This is a genomic window from Mesorhizobium qingshengii (assembly GCF_900103325.1).
In the GTDB taxonomy this organism is placed as follows: domain Bacteria; phylum Pseudomonadota; class Alphaproteobacteria; order Rhizobiales; family Rhizobiaceae; genus Mesorhizobium; species Mesorhizobium qingshengii.
This window is the reverse complement of record NZ_FMXM01000047.1, coordinates 1-10966: the sequence shown is the minus strand read 5'-3', so window position 1 is coordinate 10966 and position 10966 is coordinate 1. Positions and strand designations below refer to the sequence as shown.

At 57.4% G+C, this 10966-nt stretch carries 10 protein-coding genes and 1 pseudogene; 1 reads left to right on the top strand and 10 read right to left on the bottom strand.

Annotation, left to right across the window (positions count from 1 at the left end; translation table 11 throughout):
• Positions 1–314: 314 nt before the first annotated feature.
• The 10 genes from BLS48_RS33295 to tssA all read right to left on the bottom strand — a co-directional run bounded on the left by BLS48_RS33295 (position 315) and on the right by tssA (position 10527).
• The gene (locus BLS48_RS33295) at positions 315–650 is read right to left on the bottom strand and encodes a hypothetical protein (RefSeq protein ID WP_038654601.1); all 336 of its coding nucleotides are present in this window, start codon (positions 648–650) and stop codon (positions 315–317) included.
• Positions 650–2590, bottom strand: a complete 1941-nt coding sequence (locus tag BLS48_RS33290; protein ID WP_038654598.1) for a type VI secretion system Vgr family protein — start codon at positions 2588–2590, stop codon at positions 650–652. The genes BLS48_RS33295 and BLS48_RS33290 overlap by 1 nt, the downstream gene beginning before the upstream one ends.
• Positions 2591–2831: 241 nt before the next feature.
• Positions 2832–3275: a hypothetical protein gene (locus BLS48_RS35405; protein ID WP_143019583.1), complete on the bottom strand. Its 444-nt coding sequence runs from the start codon at positions 3273–3275 to the stop codon at positions 2832–2834.
• Positions 3276–3306: 31 nt separating this feature from the next.
• Positions 3307–4371, bottom strand: coding sequence for a type VI secretion system baseplate subunit TssG (gene tssG / locus BLS48_RS33280; RefSeq protein WP_038654593.1), 1065 nt, complete (start codon positions 4369–4371; stop codon positions 3307–3309).
• On the bottom strand, positions 4335–6221 hold the full coding sequence (tssF, locus tag BLS48_RS33275; protein ID WP_038654590.1) for a type VI secretion system baseplate subunit TssF: 1887 nt from the start codon (positions 6219–6221) through the stop codon (positions 4335–4337). Before tssF ends, tssG begins: the two co-directional genes overlap by 37 nt.
• Positions 6221–6727 (bottom strand): type VI secretion system baseplate subunit TssE, encoded by a 507-nt coding sequence (gene tssE / locus BLS48_RS33270; RefSeq protein WP_038654785.1) that lies wholly within the window; start codon positions 6725–6727, stop codon positions 6221–6223. Before tssE ends, tssF begins: the two co-directional genes overlap by 1 nt.
• Positions 6728–6805: 78 nt before the next feature.
• Positions 6806–7339 (bottom strand): type VI secretion system tube protein Hcp, encoded by a 534-nt coding sequence (locus BLS48_RS33265; protein ID WP_038654587.1) that lies wholly within the window; start codon positions 7337–7339, stop codon positions 6806–6808.
• Between the two features lie 104 nt (positions 7340–7443).
• On the bottom strand, positions 7444–8937 hold the full coding sequence (gene tssC / locus BLS48_RS33260; RefSeq protein ID WP_051726980.1) for a type VI secretion system contractile sheath large subunit: 1494 nt from the start codon (positions 8935–8937) through the stop codon (positions 7444–7446).
• Between the two features lie 2 nt (positions 8938–8939).
• Entirely contained in the window at positions 8940–9494 is a 555-nt protein-coding gene (gene tssB / locus BLS48_RS33255) for a type VI secretion system contractile sheath small subunit (protein ID WP_038654584.1), read from the bottom strand.
• Between the two features lie 40 nt (positions 9495–9534).
• Complete coding sequence (gene tssA / locus BLS48_RS33250; RefSeq protein WP_038654779.1) at positions 9535–10527, bottom strand: type VI secretion system protein TssA; 993 nt, start codon at positions 10525–10527, stop codon at positions 9535–9537.
• A 246-nt stretch (positions 10528–10773) separates the two neighbouring features.
• Here tssA and BLS48_RS33245 point away from each other — a divergent pair.
• A pseudogene (locus tag BLS48_RS33245) lies at positions 10774–10966 on the top strand (IS256 family transposase); the annotation flags it as partial.

Below are 10966 nucleotides of genomic sequence, written 5' to 3'. Positions count from 1 at the left end.
GGGGCCGCCGCCACAACCGAGCATGCCGGCCATCAGGCAGGCCATCCTCGACCTCTTCGCACGGCCGCCACCCAGGCGATGCCCCCACTGTGAGAAACTCCTCGCCGAAGCCGTCGAATCTAAACTGCCAAAGTAGTGCAAGTCTCTCAGAAACTGAAGTGCCTTCATGCCTGCACCAGCTTACCGAATAGTTTGCGACAGAACCGCTGCAAATCGCCATGCTTGGCGGCTATCTCGCTCGCGACCATGATCCGCCTCCCGGCAATATGGTCATGCCGCGCCGATCGCGGGTGACGGCGCAGGAAAAGGCGAACTCATGTCGCGATGACCCTTGTCTGGCTGGTGGCGATGATCGGCGGCCCGCCAGGGACTTGCTCAGCCGAGAGGCATAGAGCGGCAAGCGGATTGATCAGGATGGGCTGACCATTGGCCAGGACCCGCTTAGCCCCCGCGATCCAGCGTGTGGTCACGCAGGGCTGCGGTTTGCCGCTTGGCAGCGTGAAGACGCAGCCGGCCACCAGGCCCTGATCAGTCAAGACCGCCACGCGCATGCCCGAGACGGACACGCGCGGCGAGGCAGCAACTATGTTGAGGGTACCGCCATGCGGGCAGGTTGCGATGGTTCCAGTGTGAAGGACGGTACCAGGCATCACGTCACCACAAGGGCGCCGTTGTTGATGATGACCGAAGGACCTGACATCTGGATCGAGGCTCCCTGGCCATTCAGCAGAGTGATGCCGGCTTCGCTAATTTCGATGGCCTGAGGGCCGGTTGCGCCCAGCACTGAAAGTCGAATCTTGTCAGTTGTCACCTCTATACTGCTACCAAACGACGACCCGGCTGTGGCTGACGTCAGGAGGTACTTCTTCTTGACTTCGATGGCATAATTATTCCCGACCTCTACTATGTGGTCCTTCTGCGCTTTAAGAAAGACCTCCTCACTGCCTTGCCTGTCCTCGAATCGCAACTCATTGTAATCACCAATTGTGCCTCGATCGGTGTGCGTTCGGAAGGTGGAGCGGCTCTTGTTGGCCGGTAGGTTTTCAGGAGGCAGGTTGGACCCGTTGTAAACGACCCCGGTTACTAAGGGACGGTCAGGGTCGCCGTGGACGAAGTCCACTACGACCTCTTGGCCGATCCTTGGGATTAGGAGGCAGCCGAAGCCCTTGCCGGCCCAGTTCTGTGCGACCCTGACCCAGCAGGAGCTATTCTCGTCCTTGTTGCCCTCCCGGTCCCAAAAGAACTGGACCTTGATGCGGCCGTACTGATCCGTAGTGATTGTCTCGCCTCTCGGGCCGACAACGACTGCCGTCTGCGGCCCCTTGATAACCGGCACCGGTGTGTGGCGCACCGGGCGGTACTGAGTGCTCGCAGGGATGATTTCGAGCGTACTGTGATAGAGAAAGCTCTCAGCGCTCTGGTCTGCAATGACCGTTCCCGTTGTACGGTCTCCAACTTCCCCCAAAACCGTGAATTCGGTCGCGATCGCCAGAAAGCGCTGTGTAGCCGTTGGGCGAGCACTCACATCCCCGTAGTGAAACGGGTTTGAAGCCTTGAAGACTAATCCTGTTTCGATATGGCGAGCTGTAGTTTCAATACGCGCCCGATAGGCGTTACAAGCGAGTTCTTCTGCGCGAATCGTAGCGTAGAAATCACCATCCCTTTTTGCCTTATAGCCTCCGGGATAGATGAATGTCTCCTGTGTGGCTGAGCAAACGTTCGCGGTCGACGATTCCAATGACATGACGGGGGCGCCAGAAACGTGAGCAGCGGCACCCATTCCGCTCTTGGCGGGTGGAATGCCGCCGATCCGCACAGAAGGCGCGCGCGCGACAGCGGTAAGCTCCGCCATTGGCTTCTCATTGTCATAGTCCTTGAGAACGACCTTGTTCGACCGCAGTGACACGACTTCGTTCCAGTGCAAGATAACGTCATCTCGATGGAGATTTCGGGTGGCCCTGAGGTTGTGGTGGGTCTCCACAGCCTCCGGCTTGCATGTATCGTGGCTCGAAAGATTGTCAACGAGCACCAGATCATGTCGGTTCTCCCCATGTTCAAAATAATAGTATAGGCCGTCCTGCTCCATTAAGCGGCTGACGAAGGCCAAATCAGTCTCGTCGTACTGCACGCAAAACGTACGCTTTGGAACGCCATCTATTGTTCGATTCTTGATATTGCCCTTGTGCTCCCGAAATATTTCCATGATGACCTCAATGCTGGTTTTATTCTGAAAGATTCGGCTGTTGATCCGATAATCGAGCAGGGAAAGCCAAGGCCGCAACTCCGCCACGTAGTTGAGGTGCTCCGTGTCGTCCAGGCCGAGATACTCGAATCGAGTGATGACGCCGTTGAAGAAACGCGTTCCGGCGTCCTTCAGCTTAAGGCCGACCGTCAAAAATTGTCCGGGAACGTCGGCGAAATTCTGAACCGGATTGGGTGTGGCGATCTTCACCTCATAGTGAAAGGGCTCCCCCAGCCGTTCGGTTCCTCTTAAGCGTCGAAGAATGATGTCGTTCGGCTGGAGTGCGGCCGACGTAACTGCTGCAAACCGATTGTGCTTCAGGAGAGTTTCTATTGTGGGCTGAACCATAGGAGATTTCCGCGCTTGAGTTGCAAGAGAGCTGTAGTACCTTGACTTGGCTCTAGAGACGCGGCCGGAGCGCTTCCAAGGAAAACACTCGAGGGCGCAATGCCGAGCATCTATTGTGCCTCCGATTAGGCGCCATCCGCCGCTGCCGCTTGGCTGAATCTACTTGGTGATCCGAATGGGGCCCAACTTGCTCCATTCCGGCAGCGTCTTGATACCCTCATCGAGAAGGGGCGATCTCGGGTCAGAAACGGGCATGCCGACTGACGGTACGTTGGGTGTGCATGGCGTCCCGTCCGGCAACTGAGCAGCGGGAATATACCGCTCCGACGACGCAACTGCGGACGCTATGCTCAGGATCTCGGCGCCTGGATGCCGCTTCTGGCGGGGGGATCTTGCGGCGCATATTCGTGACGCCCCCCTGCTCATCCGGCTCTGGCACATCGGCGGGCTGGAGGTTCTTACTTTGCGTCAAGGCCAGGTCGAAAGCGACGCGGTCCGCGAAGATGCCATGATCACCGCCGACACCGAGTAAAATCCACGGATTCGGCTGGGCATCGCCACTGAGCCGGTTTTTTAGCAATTCAAATAAATTATTATTGCGCAAGTTGCGGAACGCCGCCCCACTTTCGATCATCGTAGCATTGCACAGTACATGCAGTGCTCTGGTCACAGTCATACGATCCACTATGCCAACATCCTCAGATTGTTTCAGAAACTTAGGATACGGAGGGTCTCGAGCAGGGCTCGATCGGCACGGTAATCAGGTCGTCGGCATCGCGTCGCGTCTTGCGCTCGCCCATCCAACTCGTCCGGCCTAGCGTACCGCTATATCCCAGCCGGAGTTTCGGCACTTCTTCTTGTCGGAGGACCAGATTGACCTCCCAGTCCAGTTCATCACCTAGGTAGTTTCGGATAATCTTGGCCAAAGTTCTAAGGTCGGAGGTTCCCGGCAAAAGCCGTTCGTACTGAGCTAAGCCGAGTGGGCCGAGAATGACGCGGAAGCGATGATGGTAGACTTTGATCCTGCCGCCGACAGCCGCAGTGCTGCCAAGTGTGCCCGTGCATGGGTCACGGCCGAGCAGGCAGAGCGCGTCCAGCGGCAGCTGGACCAATGTGGGAATAAATTCACGGATTTCCACCGGGGCCGCAAAGAAGCTGTTGAGAATAGCAACGAGCCCCTCGGCATTGCGCGTGTGCGAGGCGAGACGGCCAGTGAAGTGAACTTTTGCAAGATCGGGCATGGCGTCCCGGCCATGCAAAGACGTCATGCCAAAACCCGCCAGGGAGCCGAGTTGCAGGGCAAAGCGATCTTCTTGTGGCCTGTCATGGCTGACGGTCGGCTCACTCTCCGCCCAGGCACGGAAGAAGAGCGAGGCTAGGCGATGATGAAAGATATCGGCAAAGCGAACCAGCGTCTCGTCGCCGGCATTGCGCTGCCTTAAAAGCGCGTACTCCGTCAGATGCAAAGGCAGCGGACCATTGGGCCCGAATAGGCCAAAGGCGTAGGTAGAAATACTGGCGGGATGGCCCTCTTCAGCCTCGGCCACGCGGGCGATAGATCGTGTCGGAAAGGCTAGCGCGGGCTCCTGTCCAATCCGCACCCGATCGAAGCTTGGCCGGCTTGATTCCCCAAGCCTGGGGCGATCTGAGCAGATTGCATCGACGACTCGCATAGCCTGAAAGAAATCACAGGCATGCGGCTCGGCCGCTACTGCACTCAGAAAATGCGCGAGAGAGTCCGGCATCAGAGGATCGTCCGGCGACCAATCGTCGGCGGCCATTGCATTACTTTACCGCGTTGCAATGTCCAGACGGCCATCTCGGTGAAGCTGTTGATTGAAACATATTTGGCGAAGAACTGATTGAGCACGGAGGCGAGGGGAAAAATACCAACGCCTTCGAAAGCCGCCTCATCCAGGACGACACGGATTTCGATCCCACGTGCGACTGCAGCTTGTCCCCCGCCCGGCAGCCGCCGAACTATCGGTTGCGAGTGGACTTCGCGTATTCCGTCGATCTGCTGCGAAGCGAAAGCATCCTCCGGATCGACGTACAGGCGCAAGAGTTCTCGCAGCGCCTCTGCGCCGCCATGTCCGATACGGTCGGAATTCGTGATCGAGAGATAATTCAGCGATAGGTGACTGATCAGCTTCCACGCGACATCGCCGGTGGCAAAGGAATGACGCGGCTTGGTTGGCATCGACAGACATCGCGTCGCGGAAACCGGAGCTCCGATTTCGAGTGTGAAGTCTGTCTCTTTATGACCGATTGGCAATAGAAGCGGCAGATGCCTGTTCGAGCAAAGGCATCGTACCGACAACTGCCGGGGATTTACCGAATTGGCAGCCGCCCGACGATCAACAATTGAGATGAAAGTCTCTGTGCCGCCATAATCAGTCCTGGCACTGTTGGGGCGCTGGTGCTGCGAGCGCAGACGACTCTCGCGCCTGACTGTATAATAGCTGGAGTGCTGCACCTCCCGTCCGTGGGCGCTGATGCTGTAAAATGGAAAAAACTGAATGGGGGCGGCTTCGCCGCTGCCTCCTTCGCCGCTCATCTCGAGGATCGACTGAACCTCGAAGTCGACCGGCCTCATTCGATCTACAACCAGATGATGCTCGTAGCTCTTGTCGCTCAAGTGAATGCGATCCGCCTGGCGTTCGAAAAGATTGATCGCCGGCGTCGCGAACAGACTGATGTTCTGAGTTCCGAGGTGATGTTCCAACCGTGGCTCGGCACGGTCGAGCACGAATACAATCTCAAGGCTCTCAGTCGTCGACATCGCCACGGCGTTGGCGAGCCCGCCGAGCTCGATGAACAGGGTTCGCTCTGCAAGGGCAAAATACTCTTGAAGTAGACGATACCCGTCGAAGGAGCGGGGAACCTCGGGCAGGAGAGCGGAGTCTGGCTCCAGACAGCACTGCCGCAGTTGGCCGAGCGGAATTTTCTCCTGCCAGGGGGGCGGCAGGCTGGCGGGCCGGGCGACAATTGCGCTAGCATCGCCCATAAGCTGTTCGGCGACTGTTGCACCGATGCCACCAGGGCCGGCGAGGTAGAGTGTCAGGGCTCTCAGCGCGAGATTTTTGAACGGTATGCCATTGGTTGTCCGAAGGCGCAGTCGCAGCGCGGCCTTCGCATCTTGCCGGGGCGGAAGATTCAGGCCCGAAATTTGCGCCGGCGTCGTGTAGTAGTCTACAGCACTCACCGCAATCGGCCAGAGGTGGACATCGTGCGCCGTGCGGAACTCGCAATGGGTGATCGCATCCGAAGCGAGTTGGCCCAGCAGCTTGGTTCCGCGCGGCACCACATATCCTTGCTCAAACCGTCCGGCCAGTGGATCCGGCCCGAATTGGACAATTGTCATCGAGGGGATTGGCGCCAGAAAATGGGGATAGACCAATTCCAGCAGGTGCTGCGTGAAGTCTGGAAAACGAGCTTGCAGCTTCAATTGGACCCGTGCTGCCAGAAAGGCAAAGCCTTCCAGCAGCCTCTCGACATAAGGGTCGGCGATCCCAGCTGCTTCCATTCCCAGCCGGCCGGCAACCTTTGGGAATGCGCGGGCAAACTCAGCTCCCATCTCCCGCATATACGCAAGCTCATCATTGTATAACCGCAGGAGCCTTGGGTCCATCAGCTTATCTCTGCACCTAGATCGGTAACGCGTAACCTCTTGCGTTCCGGGTCAAGCTCGGTGCAGATCACAATGCGCAGCGGCACTGACTGCGCTGGGAGGTCGGCCTCGATCCTAAAGCCTAGAGAGCCATTGCGGTCGGCCTCAGTCAGGGGTGTGACCTTGACACTGTTGGCAAGCAGCCGAGGTTCAAAACGTTGCAAGCTGTCAGCAATCTCCTGTCCAAGTGAGGCAGCGTCGAGGCCATCGACGATGTGCCCTGCAAAGGGCCGGATACCGAAATTGAGAGTGCTGGCTGCCACGTGGGGGTAGGACTGGAGGTCCACGGTTGCAGCCAACTGGTTTGCGTTAAACAGCCACGACACGTCGCGAAGGATCATTGCTTGCACTTGTCGCAGCGACAAGCTGGATAATTTCGACGATTCGGATGCGCTGCGTGGCTCGTCATCCGTTAGCTGGTCGAGAAGGGATGGCTGGACCAAATCCCACTTGGGAGTAATAACCATGTTCAATCTCCACATCTTGAGCAGCTATCCGAAACCCGAATGCGTGGCGAGCGGCTAGACGCACGCGGATCTGCAAGCTCAGGCGACGAGCTTATTGAAGTCAGTACTGTTGGCGATTTGGTTCCAGATCCCCTCACCAGCCTTGGTAAGAGCACCTGTCTCGTCCTGAGAGTAGTATATGATCTTGCAGGCGCCGAATCGGAAGGTGATCGTCTCCTCCGGAGCTTCTTCAGCATAGGCCCACTCGACCTTCTCGATCGCAAGCATATTAAAGGTCCAGTGTAAGAACAGGTTCGAACCGGCCGTCGCCAGCCCGGCGCCCGTCGATTTGAATAGCTTCAGATCGACGTTGTTGAAATGGACTCCGCGGCCACATGCTACGTATAGAGAAGCAGAGGCGTTATCCACTTGCTTCTTGATGGTGAAGACCTCGAATTCGGCCTTACCTGACCCGGCGCCTGCGGTGTGAGGGCCGATATTGAGCTTGTTCTCCATTGAGAAACTCCATTGGTCGCCAAGCGTGACAGCGTTCTTCAGGATAATGGATTCGCCCTTCGGCTGGATGCCATCCTTGGACGCTTGGGTGAACATCATAACTGCATCGAATGCCATTTCTAAATTCCTCTATCTGGCGGTTTCGTATCGGGCCGGAATGGGCCGGACAACCGCGTGGTATGAAGGCGGGCTCTATGCCTTTAGCGGCGGGACTTAAGGGCTCAGCCCTTGCGGGCCGCAGGTAGCCGTGACACCAGCCTCAGAGAGATGGTAAGACCCTCGAGCTGATAGTGTGGTCGCAGATAGAATATGGCGGTGTAATAGCCGGGATTATCTTCGACGTCCTCGACATTGACCTCTGCTGAGGAGAGCGGCTGTCGCGCCTTGCTTTCTTCGCTCCCCAACTCGGGCGAGGGATGAACATAGCCTTGGATCCATTGGTTCAGCCACTCCTCGACCTCATGCCGTTCTTTGAACGCGCCAATCTTGTCGCGGACCATGCACTTCAGGTAGTGCGCAAAGCGGCAGGTCGCAAAAATATAGGGTAGCCTGGCGCTAAGCTCTGCATTCGCCGAGGCATCCGGGTCTGCGTATCTGATTGGCTTGTTGACAGTCTGGGCACCGAGGAACACGCCCAGCGAGGTGTTCTTCCGATGCAACAATGGCAGAAGGCCGTTCTTGGAGAGTTCCGACTCGCGCCGATCGCTGATTGCGATCTCCGTTGGGCACTTGAGATCGACGCCACCGTCGTCACTGGGGAAGCTGTGCACCGGTAAGTCCTCAACCAGGCCACCGGATTCGAAACCACGGATTTTGGACAGCCAGCCGTAGAGCTTGAACGACCTCGTGATGTTCACACCCATGGCATAGGCGGCATTCATCCAAAGATACTTTGCGCTGTCGCTGCCGTCGATGTCCTCTTCGAACGCAAATTCATCGACTGGATTGGTCTTAGCGCCGTAGGGCAGCCGTCCGAGCACCCGCGGCAGTGTCAGCGCCACGTACCGGGAGTCTTCGCTCTCGCGAAAAGCCCGCCAGGCGGCGTGCTCGGGTGTTAGGAAGATCTTCGTTATGTCGCGAGGATTGGCAAGTTCACGCCAAGAATCCATCTGCAGCAAATGCGGTGAGGCTGCTGAGACAAAAGGGGAATGGCTAGCCGCAGCAATTTGCGCAATTCCAGTCAGTATATCAATGTCGTGGGGGCTATGGTCGAAATAGTAGTCCGCAACCAAGCAGCCAAACGGGTCGCCGCCAATTTGCCCGTATTCCTCTTCGTAGATCTTCTTAAACAGAGGACTCTGGTCCCAGGCTATTCCCTTGTACTTTCGCAGCGTTCGAGACAGTTCTTTCTTCGAAATGGAAAAGACGCGGATCTTCAATGTCTCGTCCGTCTCGGTGTTGAATGTAAGGTGATGCAAGCCCCGCCAAGCCGACTCCAGCGCCTGAAAGTCCTGGTGATGGAGTATCTCGTTAATTTGTTCAGATAATTTGCCATCGATCGATGCGATGATTGATTGGATCGTATCAACGGCGTCAGCGCTGATTAACGGTGTGTGTCGGAGGGCTTGGTCAGCCAACGTTTTGACCGCATTCTCAACTGCGTTGCGGGCTTGATCCGAATGAGTCTTGAACTCGCGTTGCAGCAGAACGACGAAATCCTCGGGATCGACAACCGGCGCCTGCACCTCGGCAGGTATTGAGTTTACGAAAGTCACAATCAATCCTCCTTCATCTCTGGGAAGGAGGGCAGGGGTGCTTTCGTCGTGTCATCGGGCGTTTCGTCCTTCGGCACGCCACTGAGGCTGCTTAGCAGCGCTGGATTGCCGAGGAAGTAGGCGATCAGTTCCTCGGCACCCATCTTGCCGTCCATGTAGGCTAGCAGATTGGAGAGCTGCATGCGGGCCTCCAACAGCGCGTTGAGACTTCCCACTTTGCGCGCTACGGATGCGGGCGAGAAATCGCTCATACACTCGAAGGTCAAGTCCACAACCAGTTGGCCCTCGCCGGTCAAACGGTTGGGTACCCGCATGGCCACCCTGGGTTTTAGCGATCTGAGCCGATCATCGAAATTATCGATGTCGATCTCCATCATCTTGCGCTCGCCCACTGGGGGTAGCGGCTCGGCGGGGTTGCCGGCGAGATCAGACATGACTCCCACCACAAAGGGAAGTTCTACCTTTTTTGGGGAGCCGTAGGTCTCTAGATCGTATTCGATCTGGACCCGCGGGGGGCGATTTCGGGTGATGAATTTCTGACTGCTTGCCTTTGCCATTCTGCGGTTTGTCCTCATGTTAGGCTTCGAGATTCCGAGGTCATGCCCCCGAGTCGGCCGCAAGACCCGCGATCGAGCGGTATTGAGCAGCTCCATCTGGCGCGAGATCCTCGATCAGAGCCATAAAGTCCTTCGATACGAGTCGCTTCGCCCGCTCAAGCAAGGCTGGCACAGGGCTGGCCGGCTCATTCACTTGATACCAACGGCAGATACCGTCGAGTATGCTGATGACATCGTTACGGCCGCGTATCTCTCCCGGACTGCGCACCTCGGCTCCTGGTAGGAGTGGCTGCATAACGGTTTCGGATTGAGGGATTTTCAGGTGGCGACTTACCATGTCCTTGCACTGACGGAGCACCGACATGAGGGGTTCGAATCGGACCGCATCGATGATATCGACGTGTTCTTTCATTATGGCGTCTAGGCCGGTCGCAGCCTTTAGGCTGGCGTCGAGATCCGCTCCGAGTTGATAGAGGAGGGCGGGGTCGGTGTCGCCGAAGGCGAGGTCGATCGTCGCTGAATCGATCTCGGTCGATTGAGATCGCTGCGTCTCCATCCTGTCGCGCAGCGTAAAGGTGCCAAACTGTCTGGACGCAGTGAGGGGAACCTGGCAAACCTCGGCGATAAGCCCGGAGGGATCACAGAGATTTGCCAAAGCGTTAAGGCGCACCGTCTGATCGCCAGAGTCTTCTACGTCTGGCCGCGGATGCAGCTCCGGCCAATGGAATTCCGCATACCCAACGAGCAGCTCCAGGCCGTTTCGAAGGCCGGGGTAACCGAATTGGCTGAGAGCGGAGCGGGTGAGCAGGACACCGACGCGCAGGTCCTTTGTGCGGGTAGCGAGCTCCAGGCCAAGCTGCCAGACTTGGCGCCAATCGGGAGCCTCCGCGGCTATGACGGAATCTCCCATCTGCCGAGCGGGCTTGCCCTGCGCCGCCATCTCAAGTTCGAGAAAACTCAGATCGTAATCGAGAGCATCACCGCATGGGTTGCTGTCGCTGACCGGCTCCATCAAACGATCTACATCAAACATGGCCAATTCGTGTTGCCCTATCAGGTTCGCGCCGCCCTTGACCAAACCAGTCTCAGGGAGTTTGTGTCTCTTAGGCGATGATGATGCCTCATCAGGCATGCGAAATTGATATGCAGCTATTGATGTTCAGCTATGGTGAGAGCGAACGAGCTATGGCGGAAAATGGGTGATGACGGTTTGAGAAGGGCGGCGTATCGAGGCGGGTGATTGAAGCCTGCCAGAACCTCTCAAGGAGAGCGATACGCCATGAACGAGACTATCAACATTGTTCGCCTTCGTCAGCCCGACGAGATCGATGATCCCCTGACGGATGTGCTCCGCACCGGCGCGCGCAAATTGCTGGCGCAGGCGATCGAGATGGAGGCCGAAGCGTTTCTTGCCGAGATGCGGGATCTGAAGCTGCCGGACGGACGTGAGCGGCTGGTCCGGCACGGTCGCG

Bases quoted from the DNA above. Each gene is read 5' to 3' on its own strand.
- BLS48_RS33295 (WP_038654601.1), bottom strand. From the start codon at position 650: ATGCCTGGTACCGTCCTTCACACTGGAACCATCGCAACCTGCCCGCAT.
- BLS48_RS33290 (WP_038654598.1), bottom strand. From the start codon at position 2,590: ATGGTTCAGCCCACAATAGAAACTCTCCTGAAGCACAATCGGTTTGCA.
- tssG (WP_038654593.1), bottom strand. From the start codon at position 4,371: ATGGCCGCCGACGATTGGTCGCCGGACGATCCTCTGATGCCGGACTCT.
- tssF (WP_038654590.1), bottom strand. From the start codon at position 6,221: ATGGACCCAAGGCTCCTGCGGTTATACAATGATGAGCTTGCGTATATG.
- tssE (WP_038654785.1), bottom strand. From the start codon at position 6,727: ATGGTTATTACTCCCAAGTGGGATTTGGTCCAGCCATCCCTTCTCGAC.
- BLS48_RS33265 (WP_038654587.1), bottom strand. From the start codon at position 7,339: ATGGCATTCGATGCAGTTATGATGTTCACCCAAGCGTCCAAGGATGGC.
- tssB (WP_038654584.1), bottom strand. From the start codon at position 9,494: ATGGCAAAGGCAAGCAGTCAGAAATTCATCACCCGAAATCGCCCCCCG.
- tssA (WP_038654779.1), bottom strand. From the start codon at position 10,527: ATGTTTGATGTAGATCGTTTGATGGAGCCGGTCAGCGACAGCAACCCA.